The sequence below is a fragment of the Anaerolineales bacterium genome (genome assembly GCA_019637755.1).
Taxonomy (GTDB): domain Bacteria; phylum Chloroflexota; class Anaerolineae; order Anaerolineales; family UBA11579; genus JAMCZK01.
Genome location: JAHBVC010000001.1, coordinates 1,338,674 through 1,361,407, shown reverse-complemented (window position 1 = coordinate 1,361,407; position 22,734 = coordinate 1,338,674). Strand labels below are relative to the sequence as shown.

At 59.8% G+C, this 22,734-nt stretch carries 20 protein-coding genes; 9 read left to right on the top strand and 11 right to left on the bottom strand.

Annotated features, from left to right (window positions below; translation table 11 throughout):
• Positions 1–119 precede the first annotated feature (119 nt).
• The 6 genes from KF821_06560 to msrA all read left to right on the top strand — a co-directional run bounded on the left by KF821_06560 (position 120) and on the right by msrA (position 6,144).
• Positions 120–1,304, top strand: coding sequence for an AIPR family protein (locus KF821_06560; GenBank protein ID MBX3005474.1), 1,185 nt, complete (start codon positions 120–122; stop codon positions 1,302–1,304).
• A 145-nt stretch (positions 1,305–1,449) separates the two neighbouring features.
• Positions 1,450–1,803, top strand: a complete 354-nt coding sequence (locus KF821_06555; GenBank protein MBX3005473.1) for a PadR family transcriptional regulator — start codon at positions 1,450–1,452, stop codon at positions 1,801–1,803.
• Positions 1,803–2,732, top strand: a complete 930-nt coding sequence (locus tag KF821_06550; GenBank protein MBX3005472.1) for a hypothetical protein — start codon at positions 1,803–1,805, stop codon at positions 2,730–2,732. The genes KF821_06555 and KF821_06550 overlap by 1 nt, the downstream gene beginning before the upstream one ends.
• A gap of 1 nt (position 2,733) precedes the next feature.
• Positions 2,734–3,687, top strand: coding sequence for a hypothetical protein (locus KF821_06545; protein ID MBX3005471.1), 954 nt, complete (start codon positions 2,734–2,736; stop codon positions 3,685–3,687).
• A gap of 130 nt (positions 3,688–3,817) precedes the next feature.
• On the top strand, positions 3,818–5,506 hold the full coding sequence (locus KF821_06540; protein MBX3005470.1) for a hypothetical protein: 1,689 nt from the start codon (positions 3,818–3,820) through the stop codon (positions 5,504–5,506).
• Between the two features lie 101 nt (positions 5,507–5,607).
• On the top strand, positions 5,608–6,144 hold the full coding sequence (msrA, locus tag KF821_06535; GenBank protein MBX3005469.1) for a peptide-methionine (S)-S-oxide reductase MsrA: 537 nt from the start codon (positions 5,608–5,610) through the stop codon (positions 6,142–6,144).
• Positions 6,145–6,309: 165 nt separating this feature from the next.
• Here the strand turns inward: msrA and KF821_06530 are convergent, their stop codons facing one another.
• The 3 genes from KF821_06530 to KF821_06520 are packed head-to-tail and all read right to left on the bottom strand — an operon-like array spanning position 6,310 to position 11,532.
• Positions 6,310–6,804, bottom strand: coding sequence for a hypothetical protein (locus KF821_06530; protein MBX3005468.1), 495 nt, complete (start codon positions 6,802–6,804; stop codon positions 6,310–6,312).
• A gap of 18 nt (positions 6,805–6,822) precedes the next feature.
• Positions 6,823–9,267, bottom strand: a complete 2,445-nt coding sequence (priA, locus tag KF821_06525; protein ID MBX3005467.1) for a primosomal protein N' — start codon at positions 9,265–9,267, stop codon at positions 6,823–6,825.
• Between the two features lie 6 nt (positions 9,268–9,273).
• On the bottom strand, positions 9,274–11,532 hold the full coding sequence (locus tag KF821_06520; GenBank protein ID MBX3005466.1) for a hypothetical protein: 2,259 nt from the start codon (positions 11,530–11,532) through the stop codon (positions 9,274–9,276).
• Between the two features lie 141 nt (positions 11,533–11,673).
• Between KF821_06520 and KF821_06515 the strand changes: the two genes are divergently transcribed.
• Complete coding sequence (locus KF821_06515; GenBank protein MBX3005465.1) at positions 11,674–12,693, top strand: GNAT family N-acetyltransferase; 1,020 nt, start codon at positions 11,674–11,676, stop codon at positions 12,691–12,693.
• A 39-nt stretch (positions 12,694–12,732) separates the two neighbouring features.
• On the opposite strand, the gene KF821_06510 is transcribed toward KF821_06515, so the two are convergent.
• From KF821_06510 to pdxS, 5 genes are all read right to left on the bottom strand, one after another.
• The gene (locus tag KF821_06510; protein ID MBX3005464.1) at positions 12,733–13,422 is read right to left on the bottom strand and encodes an amino acid racemase; all 690 of its coding nucleotides are present in this window, start codon (positions 13,420–13,422) and stop codon (positions 12,733–12,735) included.
• A gap of 155 nt (positions 13,423–13,577) precedes the next feature.
• Positions 13,578–15,254, bottom strand: coding sequence for an AAA family ATPase (locus KF821_06505; GenBank protein MBX3005463.1), 1,677 nt, complete (start codon positions 15,252–15,254; stop codon positions 13,578–13,580).
• Entirely contained in the window at positions 15,251–16,189 is a 939-nt protein-coding gene (locus KF821_06500; protein ID MBX3005462.1) for a hypothetical protein, read from the bottom strand. The genes KF821_06505 and KF821_06500 overlap by 4 nt, the downstream gene beginning before the upstream one ends.
• A 45-nt stretch (positions 16,190–16,234) precedes the next feature.
• Complete coding sequence (gene pdxT, locus KF821_06495; GenBank protein ID MBX3005461.1) at positions 16,235–16,816, bottom strand: pyridoxal 5'-phosphate synthase glutaminase subunit PdxT; 582 nt, start codon at positions 16,814–16,816, stop codon at positions 16,235–16,237.
• Positions 16,817–16,936: 120 nt separating this feature from the next.
• The gene (pdxS, locus tag KF821_06490) at positions 16,937–17,824 is read right to left on the bottom strand and encodes a pyridoxal 5'-phosphate synthase lyase subunit PdxS (protein ID MBX3005460.1); all 888 of its coding nucleotides are present in this window, start codon (positions 17,822–17,824) and stop codon (positions 16,937–16,939) included.
• Positions 17,825–17,939: 115 nt separating this feature from the next.
• Here pdxS and KF821_06485 point away from each other — a divergent pair, with 115 nt between their 5' ends.
• Entirely contained in the window at positions 17,940–18,584 is a 645-nt protein-coding gene (locus KF821_06485; protein ID MBX3005459.1) for a DUF4013 domain-containing protein, read from the top strand.
• Between the two features lie 111 nt (positions 18,585–18,695).
• Positions 18,696–19,085 (top strand): hypothetical protein, encoded by a 390-nt coding sequence (locus tag KF821_06480; protein MBX3005458.1) that lies wholly within the window; start codon positions 18,696–18,698, stop codon positions 19,083–19,085.
• A gap of 193 nt (positions 19,086–19,278) precedes the next feature.
• On the opposite strand, the gene KF821_06475 is transcribed toward KF821_06480, so the two are convergent.
• The 3 genes from KF821_06475 to KF821_06465 form a co-directional block, all read right to left on the bottom strand.
• Positions 19,279–19,830, bottom strand: coding sequence for a GNAT family N-acetyltransferase (locus KF821_06475; GenBank protein MBX3005457.1), 552 nt, complete (start codon positions 19,828–19,830; stop codon positions 19,279–19,281).
• Between the two features lie 68 nt (positions 19,831–19,898).
• Positions 19,899–22,178: a hypothetical protein gene (locus KF821_06470; GenBank protein MBX3005456.1), complete on the bottom strand. Its 2,280-nt coding sequence runs from the start codon at positions 22,176–22,178 to the stop codon at positions 19,899–19,901.
• Positions 22,171–22,701: a sigma-70 family RNA polymerase sigma factor gene (locus KF821_06465; protein ID MBX3005455.1), complete on the bottom strand. Its 531-nt coding sequence runs from the start codon at positions 22,699–22,701 to the stop codon at positions 22,171–22,173. Before KF821_06465 ends, KF821_06470 begins: the two co-directional genes overlap by 8 nt.
• Positions 22,702–22,734 lie beyond the last annotated feature (33 nt).

Below are 22,734 nucleotides of genomic sequence, written 5' to 3'. Positions count from 1 at the left end.
CACACAATCAGTAAATATCTGCGGTACACTACGTCTAGTAGTGCTCCGCAGCCTACTGCCTGATGTAGAGAAATCTCATTGGGATGACTAAGGGTGAACCCCTTGTCGGAAAGGATTTTATGTCCAAGACAGCAACGTTTACATTTCCAGTAGTTTCTTTTCGTCACCTTGATACACCATTCCAACATAAGGGTATCCACGAGTATTTTGCTGTAGTTGAGACGGCAAACCTTCCAGACCTTTCTGACTGGAAGGACATAAACGTCCGCGATGCAAAATTAACCGGTGAGGTTCCGGACGCGATTCGAAAAACATTTCAAGCAAATCCTGAAATGTTTTTGTTCATGAATCGCGGCCTAGTACTCTCTGTCGCGAAAGCACAGCTGGATAACCGAAATTCCACTCTCACGATTGTTCTTGAAGACCGAAATCTTCATGGGCTTTTAGATGGTGGACACACCTATAGTATTGTCAAGGAAGAAACAGAAAGCCTCACTGTCCCACAGTACATTCGGATTGAGCTCCTTGAAGGGCTTGATTCAGAAGGGATCGTGGATGTTGTAGATGCGCGTAACACCTCAAAGCCGGTACGAGAGCAAAGCTTGATGAATCTCGCCAACAAGTTTGTTGGTTTAAAAAACGCGTTGAGTTCTTCTGCGTTTAGAGACCAAATCTCCTACTCGGAGTACGAAGTTGACGGGGCTGGAGATCTCAAACCCATTGGAGTGAGGGATGTAGTTGCAATACTCACTCTTTTCGATAAAAAGAGCTTTGGCGACTCCCAGCACCCAGTAATTTCGTACAACGCGAAGTCCAAAGCTTTGGAGCATTTTTCCGCAAACCCAAAGGAATATGAAAAAATCTTTCCCTTGGCGGAAGAAATTCTTGAGTTGTACGATTGGGTGAAACTAGAGCTGCCTGATCTCTACAACAAAGCAAGAGCCCAGGAAGCAAATGTTTCTGGTGGTCGCTTTGGACGTTTGACAGGTGTGACCTACTATACCGGACAGCGTTCAGGAAAGTTGTATTTCTTGAACAAGACAACTAAGTATGGAGTGCCGGATGGCTTTACCTATCCGGTCCTTGCTGCTTTTCGGGCATTGCTTGAGGAGCACAAGGGAGTCTACAAATGGGGAAAGGGTCTAGATCCAGTCACGTTGCTCAAGGGTGATTTGGGCACAAAGCTGGCCAACACAATTGGCACCTTTGCTCATCAGGCACAAAACCCGACCAAAGTTGGAAAAACGGCCTTGGTTTGGCAAAGCTGTTATCAAAACGCCCAATTAGCCTACCTGCAAGCCTAACTTAATTAATGCGGAGCACACCACTAGAGAGCGTCACAGTGACGCTCTCTTTTTCTTCTTAGCAGGTACTTAGCTTTTTTGGGACTTTACTTTTCTTTATATTTGTCGTTGACATTACTATGTTATACACAGTACAATTCCCCACATGGTAACCAAAGAAGAGTACCCCGCATTGTTGGAAGGGCTGGTGGGCGAGCTGCGCCGTGGCGCACTCAGCCTGGCTGTACTCAGCCAACTCGGCCAGCCCCAATACGGCTACTCGCTCAAACAGCAGCTCGCCGCCCAAGGCATGGATATCCCCGAGGGCACGCTGTACCCGCTCCTCCGCCGGCTGGAGGCGCAAGGCCTGCTCGAGAGCGAATGGCGCGTAGTAGACGAGGCGCGGCCGCGCCGCTACTACCGCATCAGCGCCCAGGGCCAACAAGCCCTGGCCGATCTCACCCACGAATGGCAGGCCATCAGCCAGGCGCTGAACGGCCTCTTACACGGAGACAAGTAATGAAAGACAGCAACCTTATCGAACGTTACGTACACGAGGTCGGCGCGCACTTGCCCGCCAAGACCCGCCACGATGTGCAGCAAGAGCTGCGCAGCCTGCTGCAGGACGCCGCCGCCGAACGCGGCCTGAGCGAGACAGACAGCCAGGCCATCAGCGCCCTGCTGCGTGAATACGGCCATCCTGAAGTGCTGGCCGCCAGCTACCAAAAAGAAAAGAGCCTCATCGGCCACTGGCTGTACCCGGCCTTCCGCCTCAGCTACACCATCGCCGCCATTGTGGTCGGCATCGTCTTTGCCATCGGCTTCGCCCTGCAAGTCACCCAGGCTGGCTTCAGTGCCGCCGAGCTGCTCAAGTTCGTGCTTGAGCTGGCCCAGGCCCTCATCTTCAACCTCGGCGTCGTGGTCGCCGTGTTCGTGGGCCTGCAAGCCTTCGGCGTCGGCCAGCAGCCGCCCGCCGCAACCACGTGGGACCCAGCCAAGTTGCCGCAAGTGCAAGACCCCAACCGCGTCAACCGTACCGAGGTGCTGGTCGGTATGCTCTTCACCTTGCTGGCGCTGCTCGTCTTCAACTTCGCCCCGCAATGGATTGGCATCGGTGGCTGGCAAGACGGGCGCTTTGAGCTCATCCCCGTGCTCACCAACAGCTTCCTGCGCTTCGTCCCCCTGATGAGCGCACTGTGGCTGGGCGAGCTGGCTCTCAAGGCCGCCGTCTACCGCAGCCAGCGCTGGACCAAAGCCCTGCGCTGGGTGCAGGTGGCGCTCAATCTCGCCGCGGTAGGCTTACTCTACACCTTGGTGCGCAACGCCATGTTCAGCGACATGGACATCGTCAACAGCATCATCCAGATCACGCTGTCCATCGCCATGGTCGTCACCGCCATTGAGACGGTCTACAAGGCCTACAAACTTTTGACTCGTAAAGAGAACTAACATGAAGAACAACCAACTCATCGAACGTTACATCCAGGCCGTCGGCCGCCACTTGCCCGCACGCACGCGTGCCGATGTGCAGCTGGAGCTGCGCACCGCCTTGCACGACGCCGCCGAGGAACGCGGCCTCAACCCGCAGACCGACGAGGCCGGCATCACTGCCCTCTTAAAAGAATACGGCCGTCCTGAGGCGCTGGCGGCCAGCTACGGCCAAAGCGGCGCGCTCATCCACCCACAGGTCATGCCCGCCTATCGCCAGGTGCTCACCATCAGCGGCGGCCTCATCACCCTGCTGCATCTGGTCGGCTTGGTGCTGGTGATCGCCAACACCGGGCTTGACTTCAGTGTAGGTGATGTCATCGGCAACTACGTAAAAGTATTGCTGATGAGCTTCGGCGCCATCACCATCGTCTTCAGCGTGATCGACCGCAACCTACTAGACCTCAAAGTCGAGCTGCCCGAGTGGGAGCCCAACACCTTGCCAGCCCTGCTGCCCGAGATGGACCGGCTCGACTATGCCGAGACCGTCGCCGAGTTCATCATCCAGATCGCCGCGCTGGGCGTCTTCGCCAGCCTGCCGTGGGATATCCGCCTACCGGATGGCTCCAGCTGGCAGCTGGTACACGGCGTGCTCAGCATGCTCACCGGCTTGCTGCCCGCCTTCATCGCCCTCGGCGCAGTGGATGTGCTCATCAACGGTATCAAGCTGCTCCAGGGCCGCTGGACCCAGATCACTCGCTGGGCCACCGCCCTGCACAGCCTGGCCGCCGTCGGCCTGCTGGGCTACGTCACCGGCCAAATGATCCGCATCTTGCAACCCGGCCCCTGGGACGACAGGGTCTTCACCAGCATCGCCCTCACCATGTTGGTGGTCATCATCTTCATGCTTGGGGTCGCCGCCAATCAGTTGCGGCGGCTGCTCCTCAGCCGCAAACGAAGCCAGGAGGCGCCATAAACCCACCCTGCATCCAAAGCCCCCAGCCTGTGCTGGGGGCTTTTGCGTCTCATTTTGCATCACCGCAAAGCGTAGTATCCTTTGGGTTCAACGCCTTGTCTGGCGGCAAAATTCTCTATGGAGTGTGTGAATGGATATTCGCGGAAAGAATGCCCTTGTCCTGGGTGGTTTTGGCTTGGTCGGCAGCGCCGTCTGCCGAGAGCTGTTGGCGCACGAGCCGGCTCGGCTGGTGGTTGCCTCGCTCAAAAAATCTGAATCTGATCAAGCAATCGCAGAACTCAAAGCAGCTTTCCCGAACAGCAAGACCAAATTCCTCTCAGCCTGGGGCGATATCTTCGTCCGCGCCGAATGGCAAAGCGAAGAAACTCCGCCGCGCGGCGCCATTCTGGCTGACCCTGCCCGGCGCAAGGTGCTCATCAACGACATCGTAGATGAGCTGAGCGAAGAGGTCCTCAGCGCCTCACTACTACACCGCATCATCATGGGCACCGCCGAGGGGTTGGATGGCCAACCGGCCCACATCGTGGTGGATGCCATCAACACCTCCACTGGTGTGGCCTACCAGAACATCTTTGCCGCGGCGCGCAAGCTGCAAAGTGAGATCGCCAAGGGCAGCCCTGAAACCAGTTGGGAAGACGAGATCGAGCAACTGCTGGCGGCGCTCTACATTCCGCAGTTGGTGCGCCACATCCAGATCATGCACGAGAGCATGCTGCAAGCCGGCACACAAGCCTACGTCAAAGTAGGCACCAGCGGCACCGGCGGCATGGGCCTCAATATTCCCTATACGCACGGCGAAGAGAAGCCCTCGCGCGTGCTCATGTCCAAAGCCGCCCTGGCCGGTGCGCAATCGCTGCTTACCTTCCTGATGGCGCGCACCCCGGGCGGCCCCACGGTGGTCAAGGAGTTCAAGCCCACCGCGCTCATCGCCTGGAAGGAGATCGGCTACGGCAAGATCAGCCGCGGCGGCAAAGACTTCATGCTCTACGACTGCCCGCCAGAGCAAGCCTTGCCGCTCAACGAAGCCAACTTGGCGCCCAGCGGTGAATTTGGCGCCGCCACCGGCAAAGCCATGGAAGCGGTGTACATCAACACCGGCGAGAACGGCCTGTTTGCCGCCGGCGATTTTGCCGCTATCACCTCCTACGGTCAGATGGAATTCGTAACGCCAGAAGAGATTGCCTTCAACGTAGTGCGTGAGATCATGGGTGGCAATACCGGGCGCGACATTGTGGCCGCGCTGGATAGCGCCGTGATGGGCCCCAGCTTCCGCGCCGGCACGCTCCGCGATTCGGCGCTGCGCCGCCTGCGCGAGCTGAGCGCCGAGCACGGCGAATCAGTCGCCTTCGAGATCCTCGGCCCGCCGCGCATGTCCAAGCTCATGTTCGAGGCCTACTTGCTCAAGCAGGAATACGCCAATAAGATGGCCAACGCCCTGGCCGACACACCGCAGCAGATGGCCGCCAAGCTGGAAGCACGCATCAGCAGCGACGCCAAGCTGCGCCAGGAGATTATCTCAGTGGGCCTGCCCATCCTGCTCTCCGATGGCCAGCGCATTCTGCGTGGGCCGCTGGTGAAATCAGAAAACGCCTACCGCGGCTGGGTAGACCTCACACCGGAGAATATGGCCCAATGGCAGCAACGCCTGGAGGGCATCCGCGCCATGGTCAAGGCCGAGCTGGGCGGCGGCAGCTCCTCGCAGCACGACCGCTCGTATTCTTCGGTGCGCGAATGGGCGGATGATGACCGCTTCGAAATCGGCGAGATGGCTGGCTGGGTCGCCATCAATGAGGATAAGGGCCGCAGAGGTAAACAGTAATTTTTGTGAGCAGTGAGGAGTGATGTGTAACAGGAGTCTCAACAGAGGGTTTCCTGCTCACCATTCACTCCTCACTCATCACTTTGCTGTAGGATGGGATTATGAATACTGAGATTGCCGTCTTCGGGGGTGGGTGCTTCTGGTGCACAGAAGCCGCGCTCAAGATCCTGAAGGGCGTGGTGCGCATTGAGCCCGGCTATGCCGGCGGGCCTGCGGGTGCAGCCGCACCCAGCTATGAGCTAGTGTGCACCGGGCGCACAGGCTTCGCCGAGGTGGTGCGCGTGGAGTATGACCCGGCTGTGTTGAACTACGGCGACTTGCTGGCGGCCTTCTTCGCCACACACGACCCAACGACGCTGAATCGCCAGGGCAACGACATCGGCACGCAGTATCGCTCCACCATCCTGTATGCCGACGAAACGCAGCGTGCCGAGGCGGAAGCCTTTATCCGTGAGCACGCGGGCGAATACGCCCAGCCCATCGTCACGCAGCTTGAGCCCCTGGGCGATTTCTTCGTCGCCGAGGAATATCACCACAATTACTTTGAGCGCAATCCGTTCTCGGGCTATTGCATGGCGGTCATCCCGTCAAAAATCAGTAAGCTGCGCAGCAAGTACGCAGAGCTAGTTGCAGAGTAAAACAAAGGGCGGGTCTTAGACCCGCCCTTTGTAGTTCATAGCTGAATTTGGTGAGCAGTGAGCAGTGAGCAGTGAGCAGTGAGCAGTGAGCAGTGATGCTAATTCAAATCAACACTAGCGCAATCACCGCCCCGATTACTGATTACCCTTCACTCATCACTAGCTTTAGTAATCCCGCATCGCCCAACCCGCAGTGGGCTCATGCTCCCAGGGATAGACGATGAACGCATCCGTGCTGGCAGCAAAGTAATCCGGGCGGGTGTTATCAAAGAGATTTCGGTGGGGGTTGAAATGCAACACACTGGTGAAGGGCATGCCGCCTGCAGCCGAGACACGGTTCTTTACAGCCGTACTCGTGCGGCCAGAGCCCCACACATCGTCCACCACCAAAATACGGCGGCCACGCAGCAGTTCATCATCGGGGAATTGCACAAACTTGGGGAAGACCAGCATTTTCTGGCGCGCAATTTCCATCTGGGCAGGGAAGTCTACTGCGGCGGTAAGGATCTCGGCCAAGCCCATGCGCTCCGCCAGCATGCCGCCGGGCACAATGCCGCCGCGCGTTACCATCAGCATCGCCTCAAAGTCATGCTCAAACTGCTGCATGAGCAAATTGATGAGGTGCTGCACTTCTTCCCAACTGACCAATTCTCTGCGCACGACTGTCTCCTGCGATGATTATAGTGGCGCTGGCGGGTTCACTTCAATGCGCCAGCCCGGCAAACGCAGGCCGCGCAACAGTTCCACGGGCTGTATACCGCGTAGCATGAGTTGCCAACGGTATTCCTTATTGACGCGCGCATAGAAGCTGGGCGCCGGGCCAATGACGTCTGTGGCGCCGCGCCCTTGCCGCGTAATCTGGGCGTGCAGCTCTGCGGCCAGCGCACTGGCTTCGTGCCCGGCCTTGCGCTCGTCCAGATGGCGATACTCCAGCCGCACAAGCTCTGCGTACGGCGGGTAGCGCAACTGGCGGCGGTAGGCGCTTTCAGTTTCGTAGAAGGTAGCGTAATCATGCGCCGCGGCTGCCTGGATGGCGTAGTGCTCTGGCTGGAAGGTTTGGAAGATGACGTTGCCACCCAGGGCGCTGCGCCCAGCGCGCCCGGCCACCTGAGTCAGCAACTGGAAGACGCGCTCAGGCGCACGGTAATCCGGCATCTGCAAACCAACATCCGCAAGCACCACACCTACCAATGTCACCTTAGGCAAATCCAATCCCTTGGTGAGCATCTGGGTGCCTACCAGAACATCGGCGTGGCCATCAGCAAACTGGGCGAGGATGCGCTGGTGGCTGCCTTTGCTGCGCGTGCTGTCCCGGTCCCAGCGTAGAACGCGCGCCTCTGGCAGCAGCCGTGATACCTCGGCCACTACGCTCTCGGTGCCCATGCCATAGTGCCGAATCTGGCTGCTCTCACATTGTGGGCACTGCTTCGGCGAGGCGCGATGATAGCCACATTGGTGGCACACCAGGTCATGGGTGAGCTCGCCGCGGGCGTGTTGCGTGAGTGGCGTCTCGCAATTAGGGCAGCGCAGCACATAGCCACAGTCTCGGCAGAACACATACGTGGCACTGCCGCGGCGGTTGAGAAACAAGATAGCCTGCTGCCCACGCTGGACAACTTGCTCCAGTTGATTTCGGAGAGTACGGCTGAAGATGGAGCGGTTGCCTGCTTTCAGCTCGCGGCGCATGTCCACAATTTCTACGGGCGGCAGCTCAGGCGCTATGTCAGCAGCGCCGTGGCCGCGGTGGGCCTGCACGCGCTCGGGCAGCTCAAGCAGCTGCCAGTGGCCGGCCCGCGCCTGCGTGTACGAGCCCACGTCCGGTGTAGCCGATCCCAGCAGCACTAACGCCTGATGAGTCTTGGCGTAATCCAATGCGGCGCGTCGGGCGTGGTAGTGCACATCCTGATTGGCTTCGTAATAACTATCATCGTGCTCTTCATCCAGCACGATGAGGCCAATGTTTTGTAACGGGGCAAAGAGGGCACTGCGCGGGCCAACCACCACGCTCAGATCGCCGCGGCGCACACGCCGCCAGGTGTCATAGCGCTCCCCATCCGAGAGCTCAGAGTGCAGCAGGCCAACCGTATCGCCAAAGCGGGCGAAGAAACGCTGCACCGTTTGCGGGGTCAGCGCAATCTCCGGCACCAACACCAGTGCGGTGCGGCCGGCTTGCAGTGCCTGAGCCACGGCACGTAGGTAGATCTCCGTCTTGCCGGAGCTGGTGACACCGTGCAACAAAATAGGCTTGGCGTTCTTTGCATTCAGCGAAGATTGCACTGCTTGCCAGGCGCGCTCCTGCGCCGCAGTCAGCGTGTGGGGCACATCCATCACGGTCTGCAAACCTTCCAGCGGGTCACGCAGGTGCTCTGCCTGGCCGAGCTCTACATAGCCTTGCTTTTCAAGGTAGGCCAGATCCGGCAAGGCGGCGCCGCTTTCAGCAAACAGCCATTCCGTGGGCATATGGCCGCTTTCACGCTGTAGCGCATCCAGCAAGGCGGCACGGCGGGCGTGCACCGCGGCGGTTTTGCCCAACTGCGCACCGGCAGGGGGCAAGGCAAGCAAACGGGCGGTGCGCACCAGCTTGGCCTTTTGACGCGGCATAGGTAGCACCGGCTCAGTCGCAATCAGGCCATGGCCTTGCAAGGCACGCAGGGCGGCGCGCCAATTGCGCCGCGGCAAGGCCTTATCCAACTGGCGGGCGCGCAGCGGGCCGCGCGCTTCCAGGGTGTGCAGTAGCAGCGCTTGCGCGGCGGAGAGTTCTGGCGCGGGAATCTGCGTGCGGCGGTAGCGTACATCGGCCAGTTGGCCGATGCCGGGCGGCAGCATCAGCGCTACGCAGGCAGCCAACGGCGCCAGGGTGCTATGGCTCAGTTGGCGCGCTAGCTCAATCTGCTGCGGCGTGAGCACCGGCTCATCATCCAGCAAGCTATCGATCGCTTTGGTTTCGGTTACCTCTGGCTGCTCAACGGCGCGCAGCACGACACCCTGCACCACCTGGGCGCCAAAAGGCGCTAGCACCAAGTGGCCAGGGTGCAAGCGGCCGCGCAACTCCGCGGGCACATGATAGTGAAAGACGCCCGAAACCTTAGGGACGTTTACCGCCAGCTCAACATATTCTGGCATAGGGGCTCAGGGCATAAAGCCGATATAGACTTCGTTTTCAAACGCCAGGAAGATGGCGCGATTGGGCGTGATGGTAAACGCGCTGACCAATTCAGCGGGCAGCTCATTGGCGGCGCGCAGTTGGCGCACAATGCTGAGGCGCGGGCTGAATTGATACACGGCCGGCACGATCGGATCTAAAAAGAAGATCGAAGGCCCTGGCGGGTCAGTGATCACAAACTGGGAGAAGTTGGCGCCGGATACCACGGATCCGTTGCGTTGGCCTGGGCGGGTATCGACGAACTCCAAGGGATCGGTACAGGGAGTGCTGTCTTCGCCTTCTTCGTTGAAAACACACTGAGCCACATGGCCATCTTGATCCAATAGGTAAAGCGTGCTGCCATCCAGTGCAATATCCAGCATGTGTTGCATGCTAGGAACCTGGGCGCCAAAAAAGAAGCGCGGCGCCCCAACAAACGAACCGTTCTCGGCGGCGTACATCCACACGGCATTGGTTACTGGATCCAAAACGTAGAGCGTATCCTCTTCGACGGCGATCGCGTTGGGCTTGCCCCAACGGCTATCCGGCTCGCCCAGCGCGCTGGCAGCGGGCGCTTCATTCTTGATGCAATAGATGATGTTGCCATTGGCGTCGATGGCGGCCACCGAGGCACCCAGCGGGTGCGAGCGCGGCGGCAGCAGCGCCAGATCGATCAGTTGGCTAACGATCGCGCCGCCGTACGGAGCGGGTTCGCACGAAAACGATTCGTCGAGCTTGTAGCCGCCGCCGGTGAGGAAGGCGTGCAGAATTTTCCCGGTGGTCTCATCCAGCATGTACAGATCCGTGTTATCGGCCACCATGCGAGTGATCTTGGTGTTGCGCGGCAAGTTGGTGAAAAGCGCCGGCTGAAAATCCATGCGCTCGATGAGATCGAGCCCATCCAACTGTAATTGGGCCTCAGCCAGCAGCTGCTGCGCCGCCTCAGCATCTTGCTCATAAGCGCTGGCACGCTGCGCGAAATGCACCGCGGCCAGCCATGCCTGGCGCACCTCGCCAGGGTCTTGGCGCGCCGCGGCTAAGGCCGCCGCGCTCTGCGCCTGGCTTAAGTAGTTTTGATACAACTGGCCGCGCCCAAATTGCAGATACACCACGGAGACGAGGATCACTACCGCCAAAGGAACCGCCACCGCGATCAGGGTGAGCGTTTGGCGAGGCAGATTGAATACCGGCTCATCAGGCAATAGGCGCATGAAGAAACTGCGCAGCGGCGGGCTGGCCTTGCGCCAAAAATGGGTGGCGCGGCCAGAAATTTCGTGCCAAAGCGTAAGGATGGCGCTGGGTTCGGCTTGTGTTTCGTAGCGCGGCGGCCATTCTGCCTGCGCTGGGCCGGTGCTTTCCTCAGGGGGACCAGGCAACAGGCTATCACTGGCCGTGGACGCAGGGTGCCAGGCGGCCGTATCCTCAAGCTCTGCAGGCGCATGCCCGGGCTCAGCCGGCGCAGGGGTCAGCACCTGCCAACTCGGGCTGGCCGCCTCTGCCGGCTCCCGCCGTGTGGCGCTGGGCGCGGCGGGGGGAGCGGCGGCGGCGCTGTCCTCAAAACTGGTCATCAGGCTGAGGCGCCCGCTGCCAGGCTGGGCCAGCAACATCACCGCGCGTAGCTCCTGGCCAGCCTCGCTTAGAAAGCGACGGCGCAAGGTGGATAGCTTCTGGCCGCTGGCGCCCATTAGGGTCTTTTCATTCCAGCCGCCAGGGATTTCAGAAACCAGCAAGAAGCAATCCGCGGCAGCGAGCTCGGTTTGAAAGAAGCGGATCTCAGTTTGGCTGCTGAGGCCCAGGCCGCGGCCGGCAGCCGGTGCGTCATAAAAATGCTGAATGGTTTGGTTGAGGCGGAACGCGTGCTGCGGGCCGGCATGCGCCAGGGTGACGCGCTCCTCGCGCATCGATAGCGCCGCCAGGCGGGCGGCCTGCGGAGTGGCGCCGGAAAGGCGCTGGTTCAATTGCAAAAAGTAACTATTGAGACGCTCAAATTGCTCGCGCAGTGCGGCGGTGACGGAGCCAGCCGTGCGAAAATACCCCTCCGCCAGATCGCTCAGCAGCGCGTGCTGCTGGTCAGCGCTGAGGGTGATCTCCGGCGGCAAGCTGAGCTGCAGCACCAGGCGTTCGTCATTGCGCCCGCGGGCGGCGCGGCGCGGCGCCGCCAACAAGTGCAGACCCTGCAGGTAAGCTTGGTCTTGTCCGTTGCGTCTATGCAGAGGAACTACAAAAAGATCGAGCGCGTTTGCCATACACGTTGGGCTGCTATTGTACGCACAAACCCCGCGGAGTGCATGCGCGCTGGCCGCTCACCCGTTGGGTGTTCACCCGCACAAAGGGATGCTGGTAAAATCCGAACGAACCCTACTCACTCACCCCCACGAAACACTTACATGAAAATAGACGTTATTCGCACCACCGACTCCTGGGAGGCGCTGGCCCCGGAGTGGGATCTTCTTTTGCACGCCAGCCATCTCAATCTACCCTTTCTCACCTATGCGTTCCAGCGCGCCTGGTGGCAGCACCTGGGCGGCGGGGAATGGCCGCAGGCTGAACTGTACATCCTCACCGGGCGCGCCGAGGATGGGCACCTGGTAGGCATTGCCCCCTTGTTCCGCAACACAGACGCCGCCGGGCAAACCCAACTGATGCTGATCGGCAGCCATGAAATTGCCGATTATCTGGATTTCATCTGCCGTGCTGAGGACCTGAGCGCATTTATCGAAGCGCTGCTAACCCATTTGCACGCGCAGCCGGACTGGGACCTGCTGGTTTGCTACAACCTGCTGGATGAATCGGCCAGCCTGCCCGCGCTGCAAGCCGCAGCCACACAGGCCGGCTGGGTGGCTAGTGAAGAAACCTTGCAGTCTTGCCCCTATATCCCCTTGCCCGCCAGTTTTGACGACTACATTGCCAGCCTGGATAGCAAGCAAGCGCACGAGCTGCGCCGCAAGCTGCGTAAAGCTGGCCGCAATGTGCTACCAGTGACTACGGAGTTGATCAGCGCCGCCAGCGATCTGCCGCAAGCCCTGGATGATTTCTTCGGTCTGATGACGCAAGAAGAAGACAAGCTGCGCTTCCTGACGCCGGCGATGCGTGCCCAGATGGAAGCGATTGCCCAGGCGGCCTTTGCGGGTGGCTGGCTGCAATTGATGTTTTTGAAAGTGGGCCGGCAACGCGTGGCTGCCCATCTGAATTTTGATTACGACAAACGTATCTGGGGGTACAACGCCGGGTTTAGCAACGCCCACGCCGAGCTTTCCCCCGGGTGGGTGATGATGTCCGAAATGATGCAATGGAGCATTGAGCACGGGCGCCAGGTGTTTGATTTCATGCGCGGCGATGAGGAGTACAAATATCGCTTCGGTGCGGTCAACCGCTTCGTCAAGAAGCTGACCCTGCGGCGAAACTAAAAAAACGCAGCCATAGGCTGCGTTTTTTGTTTGGCGGGTTTAGCTGGCAGCGTAGCGCAAGGCGGCACGCGCCAACAAGCGCGTCGAATCCAGCGTAGGCAGCACCGAATCTTGCGGCTCGATCAGCAGCGGGATCTCGGTGCAGCACAAGCCCACGGCATCACAGCCTTGCTGGGCAAATTGTTCGATCAGCCCCTGAAAGTAGCCGCGCGTCTCGGGGCGCAGGGTGCCATAGATCAGCTCATCCACAATGTATTTGTGCACTTGCTGGCGCTGCTCGAGGCTGGGGGTAACCAGCTCAATACCCAGCGGCTCAAATTTGCGCGGGTAGACCGGGCCTTCCATCAGCGGTTGAGTGCCCAGCAAGCCGACGCGGCGATAGCCGCGCGCCTGTGCCTCGCGGCCCACTTCTTCGGCAATGTGCAGCCAGGGCAGTGGAGCGCGTTCGAGGATCGGGTCGATGGCGACATGCACAGTGTTATCCGGGCATACCAACACCTCGGCGCCGATCTTTGCCAGCTTGTGTGCCGATTCCAGCAAGGTTTCGCTGACCGCGGGCCACTCGCCGGCCTCTGAGGGGAAGTGATAGGCCGCCATGCTGAAGTTGTGCAGCGTGACTTCGGGATTTACAAACGGGCCGAAGAAATCTTTGCCCTCTTGAATGATGGTGCGGTAGCACAAGGCTGCACCTTCATATGAAACGCCAACGATGCCGATATGTTTTGTCATGGGGAGAGAATCAGTGAGCAGGTATCAGTGAATAGTGAGCAGGTATGGTCAGAACCAGTAACCAGTGTACTCCCGTTCACGAACCTGTTGACTAGTAAAGTCTCAGAACCAACAAACAGTTTCCTGTTCACTGTTCACCAATCACTGCTCACTAACTATTCCCTAAAAATGCGCACCCTGCGATTCGGCTCTTTACCATACGAATGCGAAACCAGCTTGGATTCTTCCACCATTTGGTGCTGCAAGCGGCGCACGTAAGACGAAGCCGGCGGCAACTCGACCCAGCGCTCCCCATTGAGCACCGCATCGATTGCCTGGCGGGTTTGGCCGAGCTGCTCGTCCATATCGCCGCTTTCGTCCGCTTCGCCGGGCAGATCAAAGATGCCCGAAAGAAAGCGCTCCATCTGTGCCACCGTGTTGGCGCGCAACACATACACCGGCATACCGCGCTGCTCGGCATCCACAATCGGGCGCTGGCGTTTGCGGTAATAGGTGCGCAAGGTGACGAGCACATCGGCTTCACCAGGCTCCTTTACCGGGATGACCGGCACGCCCACATGCTTGGCGGCGTTCATCAGCCGGTTGCGCGCCACGCCAAACGGATACACGCGCACCGGCTGCAAGCTAGACGGGCTGCGCAGCGTGGCACTTTCCGCCATAGGCGCCGCGGCTGCCGCGGTTGTGCGCGCATAGGCGCCAGGTTCAGCCGGCGCGGCTGGGCGCGAGCGCGTGCCACTGCTCGCCGGAGGGCTGGCCACCTGGGCCCCCAGGCGGGTAGTGCCGCGGACGGGGGCTTCGTTACGCCGTCCGCCACTGGCCGGGCGCGGCGGGGGCGGGGCCTGGGTGATCTTGACCTCGCCATGCTCATCGCGGGTGCGCAGCTCAGGCTCCATCGGGTAGCCGCGCAGCAACGCATCTACCGCGGCAGCCACATCACGATGGATGGCGAAACGATGGCGGTCTTGGATCTCTACCAGTACGTCAAAGGTGGGCGGCGAACGGCGCTCGAGCACGGTCTTTTGCGTGCCGCGGCGGCGTGCTTCTTCGTCAGACAAGGTGACCGATTCGATGCCGCCCACCAAATCCGACAGCGTGGGGTTGAGTAGCAAATTCTCCAGCGAGTTGCCGTGCGCCGTGCCGATCAGTTGCACGCCGCGCTCGGCGATGGTGCGGGCCGCCTTGGCTTCCAGCTCACGGCCGATCTCATCGATTACGATGACCTGCGGGTTGTGATTCTCCACCGCTTCGATCATCACTTCGTGTTGCATTGAGGGCGTAGCCACCTGCATGCGGCGGGCGCGGCCCACGGCGGGGTGGGGTACATCGCCATCACCGCCGATCTCGTTAGAGGTATCGACGATGACCACGCGATTCTTTTCTGCCAGAATACGGGCAGCTTCGCGCAGCAGGGTGGTTTTGCCCACACCCGGGCGCCCCAGGATCAGCAGGCTCTTGCCATCCTGGATCAGATCTTGGATGATATCGATCGTGCCATAGACGGCCCGGCCCACGCGCAGGGTCAGGCCGACCACATCGCCGCGGCGGTTGCGGATGGCGGAGATGCGGTGCAGGCTGCGCTCAATGCCGGCGCGATTGTCTTCGTCAAACTCGCGCAGGCGGCCCACCACATAGTCAAGGTCATCTTTATCGATCTCGCGTTCAAGCAAAACAACTTCTTCATCGATCAGGCGCGTGGTGGGCACGCGGCCGAGATCGAGAATGATTTCTAACAGGTCGCTGCTGTGGTTGTGTTGGCGCACCGCGTTTTGCACATCTTCGGGCAGCACGCCCAACAGCGCATCAAGATCATCGGTAATTTGGCGTTTTGTCATCGTTCGTCCATAGGTGCCTGTGTGCGCGCCGGGTAGCGAATGCTACTGCTGGCTTCCATACTGGCGGCTTGCGCCATCTTTTGCACCTCTTTCACTTTTACGGGCTGCAGCATGCGGCGCAATAACACCGCCTGGCGTGGGCCCGGGTCGGCATCCAATCCTTCCAATACCGGCTCCAGCCAATCCTGATAGGAGCGCACAGCAATGTAGAGCGGGCGGTTGCGGCGCGGGCGCAAACGTAGCACCAGCTCGGTCAACCAGTCGGGCATGGCGGGCGTGGGCGCGGCCAGCACCTGTAGCCAGGTGCCGCGCGGCCCACGCTGCACATCGGCAAAGGCGGCCAGTTGGCCCTGCTGGAAGCACACATAGCTATCCTGGCGCTGAGTGGAGCCACAACTAAGGTGCTGCACCTGCGCCGGCACGAGCGCAGTGTGCAGCAGGCGCACGGCCAAGGCATGCCGGCTGAGGTAAGGTTGCCAGCCGAGCGCATCCAGCGGCACCCCTGGGGCACGGCTGAGCTTCCAGACGCGTTGGTGGGCCTGTACACTCAGCCCAGCTTGCTGCAGGGCGGCACTGGCCGCGCTGTGTTCATCCACTTCAGCAAACAAGCCCTGTACGCCGTAGGCGCCTAGCGTTTTGAGGAAATGCTCCACGATCAGGGTGAGCCGCCCGGGTTGAATGGCAGCCTGGGGCGCCAGGTACACCAGTGCGGCCAGCGGGCTGCCCGCATAGCGTTGCACCTGCCCAAATAGCTTGGTTTCGCCACCCGCTTGGGCTAGGTGCACCCCGCTATAGCCTGCAAAAGGAGCCAGCCAGGCCCGGCGCAGCAGCGCCGCGGCGCCGCGCGTCAATACGGATTGATTGTGGAGAAAGAGCGCTTGTGGATGAGCCGATAGTAGCGCCCCAAGATCAGCAATGGTAACGTCTTGTGACACGCTGCTATTCTACAACAGCGCCCTTTCGCTTGCATCAAGGTTGTATTAATTTCCTGCAAGCTGCAGGAAATAGCGGTGAAAGCGATCGTCGCCCGAAATTTCGGGGTGGAAGGCAGTGGCCAGCAGCTTGCCCTGCTGGGCAGCAATGATGCGCCCATCAGGCAGGCTAGCCAGCGCCCGGGCCTCGCCGCTGACGGATTTGATCAGCGGGGCGCGGATGAAGACGGCACGCACGGGCGGATCGCCGGGGGCCAGGCCGTGCAAAGCAGGCACATCTACAGATACATCGAAGCTCTCGACCTGGCGGCCATACGCGTTGCGCTCAACGGTGATATCCATAATGCCCAGCAAGGGCTGTTGGCGTTCGGCATCTTTGGAAAGGAAGATCGCTCCGGCGCAAGTGCCATAGATGGCATGTGCCTGGCCGAATTGGCGCAGCGGCTCGATCAAGCCATAATCAGTAGCCAGTTTGCCGATGGTGGTGGATTCGCCGCCGGGCAGCACCAAGCCATCGAGCCCGTCGAGATCGGCGGGCAGGCGCACCTCGCGCACCTGTGCGCCGAGACGAGCCAGCATGCTGGCATGTTCTGCGAAATCACCCTGGAGTGCGAGGACGCCTACAAGCATAGTAATTAGTAATTAGTAATTAGTAATTAGTAATTAGTAATTAGTGATTAGTGACAGATTTGGGCTTCTCCTGATCACCGCTCACTACTCACTACTCACTACTCCTACTCACTGGCCTTCCTACCATCCGCGCTTAGCGATCAGATCCGCTTCGGGGATGTCAGTCACCTGGCGGCCCACCATCGGCTCACCGAGATTGCGGCTGACTTCAGCGAGGATCTTGGCGTTGTTGTAGTGCGTGGTGGCTTTGACGATCGCTTCAGCCCGGCGGGCAGGGTCACCCGATTTGAAGATACCCGAGCCTACGAAAACACCATCCACACCCAGTTGCATCATCAGCGCGGCATCTGCCGGGGTGGCAATACCGCCGGCGGCAAAGTTGACCACGGGCAGGCGGCCGAGCTCCTTAGTTTCTTTCACCAGCTCATACGGCGCGCCGAGCTCTTTGGCTAGCGCCATCACTTCTTCGTCAGGCATGGTCTGCAGTTTGCGCACGGTGCCAAGCACGGTGCGAGCATGGCGCACAGCTTCCACAACATCACCCGTGCCGGCTTCGCCCTTGGTGCGGATCATGGCAGCCCCTTCGCCGACGCGGCGCAGGGCTTCGCCCAGGTTACGGCAACCGCACACGAAGGGGATCTTGAAATCGTGCTTATTGATGTGATTGACTTCGTCAGCCGGGGTGAGCACTTCGGATTCATCGACATAGTCAACCCCGAGGGATTCGAGGATCTGCGCTTCGACGAAATGGCCGATGCGCACCTTGGCCATCACCGGAATGCTGACCGTGTTCATGATCTCTTCGATCAGGCCAGGGTCACTCATGCGCGCCACGCCCCCATGGGCACGAATATCGGCGGGCACGCGCTCCAACGCCATCACGGCTGCTGCGCCGGCATTTTCAGCAATGCGGGCATGTTCGGCCGTGACCACATCCATGATCACGCCACCCTTGAGCATCTGGGCCAGGCCCTTCTTGACTTCAAATGTAGCGACTTGCTTTTCCATTCAGCAGCTCCTAAGGTCTACTTGGTTTACAGTTTGGATTCTACCATCCACAAAATCTGCCTTTGGGCGGGCAGCTTCTACGCGCGTTGCAATACAATGTACTCTGTGGAGGGATATGCCTAAACTACGTTCGCTGGATATCAATCAAGCCTTTCTGTTTATCTTCCAAGACCCGCAGTGGCTGCGCAAGTTTGTGATCGCCGGGCTGCTTTCGCTGACGCTGGTTGGCGCTATTCCCGTGCAGGGCTGGCTGCTGGAAATGCAGCGCCGCCTGATCCAGACTGGCAAAAGCAGCCTGCCGGAATGGGATGCGCTGGGTGAGTACAGCCTGCACGGATTCAAATTCATGCTGGCCTGGATGATTGTCATTTTGCCTTTGTCGCTGCTGTATTTGCTGGTGTTCTTTTTTGCCAGCAAAGATCAAGCCACACGGGTGCTGCTGATGACGATATTCCAGCTAGTGGGGGTGCTGGCCAGCGTGGCGCTGCTGATCCTGATGGGCATCGTATCGGCGCGTTATGCCGAGACCTATTCGCTGCGCCAGACATTTGAGCTGCCCTGGCTGCTCACCTTGTTGCGGGCCAACGGGAAGCAATTTCTAGCCGCGGCGCTATTGGGCTACATTGCCTCCTATGCTGCTTTGTTCGCCGGCTACATCTTGCTGTGTGTTGGTATTTTCTTCACCAACCCGATAGGCATGGCGATCATGCTGCATTTGTATGCCCAGGCCTATCGCCATGCCAAGGCGCTGGCAGGCTAACTTTCACCATAGGGTGAAAAAGCGGCTCAAACGCATATAACCCCAGCTTCGCCCGCTAGGCTAGATTGTGGGCTCCCGGCTCTCTATACTGCGCATGAAAGGATTTGTTGCATGCACAAGATAGATGCCTCGGAAAGCCCATTGATCGTGATGCACACGTATGAACCGATCATGAAGGCAGATATGTTCGCCATTACGGGTGCGGGGGATGAGCTGATCGCCCAGGGCCAACCCTTTGCCCTGGTGATCGTGAACGACGGCGGTGACGGCAAGGATCGCGAGCGGGGCGCCAACGCCGTGCTCACCCAATGGGTCAAGGACAAGAAGCCCGCTCTGCAGCGCCTGTGCGTAGGGATGGCTTCGGTAGTGCCCACCAGCGCCATGCTGGCGTTCTATGGCCCCTTGGTAAAGAAAGTGGCCAGTACGATGTATGGCTTTCCGTTTGAAATGTTCACGGATGTAGACGATGCGCGCGCCTGGGTGAGCGCCCGGCTAAACTAAAAAGCCCCGGCGTTTGCCGGGGCTTTTTTATGTTTGCACAGCATTGATCAAGTGGCACAAAGCGCACATTGCAAACAATTGCTTGGGGCGCAGACCTTAGTGGTAAAAGTTTCAATGAGATGCTTGCACCCCATCGATACCTGGCTTGCGCTCAGCCGTATCGATGCGCGGCCACGCATCGAGCTCCAGCGTCTTACTGTTTACCATCCAGACGCAAGTGCATCACATGACGGCGTTTACCGGCACGCCCGGTCTCGGTAAAACCGGCTTGTTCAAAGTTGGAAACGAAACCCATAAAACGATAGCTGGGCGAATCCGGATCCACTGGATAAGCCTCCACGATCTTGGCCCCATGCTTGCGCGCGGTTTTGATCGCGGCGGCCAACAGTTGCTTGCCAATGCCCTCGCCACGGCGGGCGCGCGGCACAAAGAAGCAGGTCAGCGACCACACCTTCTCTTCGGCTACGCCCTCGTACGGCGCGCCGCCCAGTGGCGTGTGGCTGGCGCGCGGTGCGATCGAGCACCAGGCTACTGGTGTCTCGCCATCGTAGGCGAGAATGCCGATGGGAATAGCTTGTTTGACCAGTGAGCCGATGGCCTTTTTGCGATCTGCATTGCTGGCCTGCTGGCGGTTGCCCGGCAAGGGGCGCCAGGCCATGCACCAGCAATAGGATGGGCAGCCTTTGCCCTCGAAGAGGCTTACGAAATCATCCCAGTTCGTTTGGTCTACTTCGCGAAATTTCATGAGATGTTGATCGCAAAGATCACGTTACGCATGCGCACCTCTTGTGGATGGCATTATAACGAAGCGCCTTAGTCCGCTCGCCCCGCCATCACCTGCACCGCAGGCAGGGGCAGCGCAAAACTTTCACAGGTAGCCAAATTAAGCAGCAGCGCTGGCATGTACCCACTATTCGGATCGAACACATTGACGATCAGCCAGTCTTGGCCCAGCCAGGCACCAGCAGCATACATGCGCTCAGTGCTCGATTCAGCCACGAGGCGCGGCTGGCTGCCATCCAACGGCGCAGCGAACACGCTGTACTGAAAGCCACCGAAAACCGTCTGGGCAAAAGTGATCTGGCGGCCATCTGGCGAAAGGGTAACAAAGCCACCTTTGCGATTACTGATCTCGGCCTGGTCACTCAGTTCACCCGTGATTACGTTGAGCGTTTGCACCTGCGCGCCGCCAGGTACGCCGCGGCTGACTACGATGTGCTTACCATCCGGCAGCCAGCCGGCGATGGCGGTCATATCACTACTACTGCCAGGGATGGCTTGTAGGCCGCTGCCATCCGCACCGATACGAAATACGCCTTGCCCACTGTGCACAAAGGCCAGTTGCGCACCATCAGGAGACCAGGCCATCGAGTAGGCGCTATCCTCCTGGATGAGGGTGCGCATTTCTCCGCTGGGCAGGTCATAGAGGCGCAGCCCATCGTGAGCATAGGCGACCTGATTGCCATCTGGCGATAGCGCCGGCGAACTCCCGATGTCGATGAATTGGCGATCTGCTCCATCCAACGAGATCAGATACAGGCCTGGCAGCATGCCGCCGGCGGAGAAATCTTGCACGATCACGCGCCCGCTGAACTCTGGCGGCAGCGGCGCGCTGGTGGGTTCATCCTCGGCGCGCAGGCACACCGCACCGGTGGGCACCGCAGTGGCCGCCGCACGCGGCGCTGGCAGGGTCAACTCGGCCTGCCAAGGCCCTTGCATACGAACAAAGTAGTTATCCACCCAGAAACGATGAGTACCCGTGGGTAGATAGTCGTAGATCAGACCCTGATCCAAGATGCCGGGTTCTACGGAGCCTCCATACAACCCGATCCCTTGGCTGAGGTTGTCCTTATCCAGCAGGGTGATGTAAGTGATCGCCGCCGGGTCGAAGTGCATACGAGTTTCCAGCGCATAGCTGCCATCGGCGCGCGCGACGAATTGCATGGATTCCACCTGGATGCTCTGGGCGCCCAGAGGTAACGGCGCGCCCACCTGCCACTGCTGGCCGTGGCTGGGGCTAGGGCCGAGATCGATGGTGATCTCAGCCGCGCTATCGATGGATTGGGTAATGCGCACCGAGAGATCCTCAAGCACGATGCGCGCCGGGCTGCTGATGTGCTTCGTGTCCGTGCGCAGCGTCCAGGTAAGGAAGCGCTGGCCTGGGTCACTCGGCGGGTTGGGGAACTCTTCAAATTCTGTGGGGATGAGCTTGCCCTGTGCATCCAGCAGAGTCAGCCCGATCGACCAGAATTCGGGTGCGGTGAATTCACTGTCTTGCCAGGAGAGTTGGCCGCGGATCAGATAGCCATCTTCAAGCTCAACATAATCTTCCACACCCAAGGCAAAGCCGTGCGGCGCGGGCGCAGTTTCGGTAGGCTGTGCAAGCGGCTGGACTAGTAAGGTTTGGAAACCTTCGGGAGCTGGAGCGAACAACAGCGGCATGTTCATATTCTCCGGCCCCAAACCGGGCAACACTTCGGGCACGCAGGGTACAAGCAGCATCGCCTCAGTTACATCCGCCGAGATGGCGGGGTAGCTAAGTTGCAATTGCATCCAGCTGTGCCCACCGCCGCCACTACCACTCAGCACTTTGAGGATGTCTCCGTTGGGCAATTGGATACTCGGGTTCTTGAAGCAACCAAGCACATCCTCGGAAGCTGGCTTTTGCTCCTGGCGGATACCTTCGAACAAGATCGTCAGCACGGTTTGCTGATCGTCTACCAGGCCATCGACCGTCGAAACACGAATGCCGTCTTGTTCCAAGGTGTGCGGGTTGGCGAGCACGCGCAAGCCTTGCTCCGTTTCCACATAGCCAGTGCCCGGCACGTAGCCAAACCAGCCCAGCACTTGGGCAAGCACGCGCTGTGGCCCGAGTGCCAAGGTGAGCGCCAGAACCGCAGCCAGCAGCAGGCCGGCCAGCGCCAGGCGGCGGCCGGGCCGCCAACGCGGCGCCGGGGTGGTGTGGGTGGCGCGGGCATGGGCCGCGGCCTGTAAACGCTGGCTCAATGCGGCGGAAAATTCAGGCCGCAACGGCGGGGCTTGCAAAACCGCGCGCAGTGCGGGCTCCAAAGGGTGGGTGGCGGGATTAGACATGCTCGACCTCTAACTGGCGCTGCAAACGATCGAGGCAGCGGTAGATTGATTTTTTGACGGCGCCTTCGCTGCGCCCCAACAGCGCGCCGATCTCAGCAAAGCTCAGGCCAGCCACATAGCGCAAACGCAGCAGCTCGGCGTGCTGCGCCGGCAGCGCAGCGATGTGCTGGCGCAAGGCGGCGTGCAGCTCACGCTCGCTAAAGTCGGCCAGCACATCCTGCTCGGCGCCAAGCTGCGCGGCGGCCTGCAGGGGCTCGGCGGGCGGGCGCCGGAAGTTATCGGCGGCTTTGTGCCGGGCGATGGCAAACAGCCAGGCGGCGAAGTAGCCTTTGTGGGTGTAGTGGGGCAGGCGTTCCAGCGCAGCCAGGAAGGTTTGTGCGGTGAGTTCTTCGGCCTCGCTACGCGAACCGACGCGGCTGTAGAGGTAACCGAAGACCCGCCCGGCATAGGCACGGTACAAGCCCTCAAATTGGGCAGGATCTGCCTGGGCTGCCCGAATTAGGGCTACTTCACTTTTGGTCATTGCAATTAGTCCCTTCCTAAAGCCTATCGGTTT

Excerpts from the sequence above, each read along its gene's own strand:
- KF821_06560 (MBX3005474.1), top strand. The coding sequence starts at position 120 with ATGTCCAAGACAGCAACGTTTACATTTCCAGTAGTTTCTTTTCGTCAC.
- pdxS (MBX3005460.1), bottom strand. The coding sequence starts at position 17,824 with ATGGAAAAGCAAGTCGCTACATTTGAAGTCAAGAAGGGCCTGGCCCAG.
- KF821_06520 (MBX3005466.1), bottom strand. The coding sequence starts at position 11,532 with ATGGCAAACGCGCTCGATCTTTTTGTAGTTCCTCTGCATAGACGCAAC.
- KF821_06470 (MBX3005456.1), bottom strand. The coding sequence starts at position 22,178 with ATGTCTAATCCCGCCACCCACCCTTTGGAGCCCGCACTGCGCGCGGTT.
- KF821_06465 (MBX3005455.1), bottom strand. The coding sequence starts at position 22,701 with ATGACCAAAAGTGAAGTAGCCCTAATTCGGGCAGCCCAGGCAGATCCT.
- KF821_06485 (MBX3005459.1), top strand. The coding sequence starts at position 17,940 with ATGCCTAAACTACGTTCGCTGGATATCAATCAAGCCTTTCTGTTTATC.
- KF821_06550 (MBX3005472.1), top strand. The coding sequence starts at position 1,803 with ATGAAAGACAGCAACCTTATCGAACGTTACGTACACGAGGTCGGCGCG.
- pdxT (MBX3005461.1), bottom strand. The coding sequence starts at position 16,816 with ATGCTTGTAGGCGTCCTCGCACTCCAGGGTGATTTCGCAGAACATGCC.
- KF821_06480 (MBX3005458.1), top strand. The coding sequence starts at position 18,696 with ATGCACAAGATAGATGCCTCGGAAAGCCCATTGATCGTGATGCACACG.
- msrA (MBX3005469.1), top strand. The coding sequence starts at position 5,608 with ATGAATACTGAGATTGCCGTCTTCGGGGGTGGGTGCTTCTGGTGCACA.
- KF821_06515 (MBX3005465.1), top strand. The coding sequence starts at position 11,674 with ATGAAAATAGACGTTATTCGCACCACCGACTCCTGGGAGGCGCTGGCC.
- KF821_06545 (MBX3005471.1), top strand. The coding sequence starts at position 2,734 with ATGAAGAACAACCAACTCATCGAACGTTACATCCAGGCCGTCGGCCGC.
- KF821_06555 (MBX3005473.1), top strand. The coding sequence starts at position 1,450 with ATGGTAACCAAAGAAGAGTACCCCGCATTGTTGGAAGGGCTGGTGGGC.
- KF821_06475 (MBX3005457.1), bottom strand. The coding sequence starts at position 19,830 with ATGAAATTTCGCGAAGTAGACCAAACGAACTGGGATGATTTCGTAAGC.
- KF821_06540 (MBX3005470.1), top strand. The coding sequence starts at position 3,818 with ATGGATATTCGCGGAAAGAATGCCCTTGTCCTGGGTGGTTTTGGCTTG.
- KF821_06510 (MBX3005464.1), bottom strand. The coding sequence starts at position 13,422 with ATGACAAAACATATCGGCATCGTTGGCGTTTCATATGAAGGTGCAGCC.
- priA (MBX3005467.1), bottom strand. The coding sequence starts at position 9,267 with ATGCCAGAATATGTTGAGCTGGCGGTAAACGTCCCTAAGGTTTCGGGC.
- KF821_06505 (MBX3005463.1), bottom strand. The coding sequence starts at position 15,254 with ATGACAAAACGCCAAATTACCGATGATCTTGATGCGCTGTTGGGCGTG.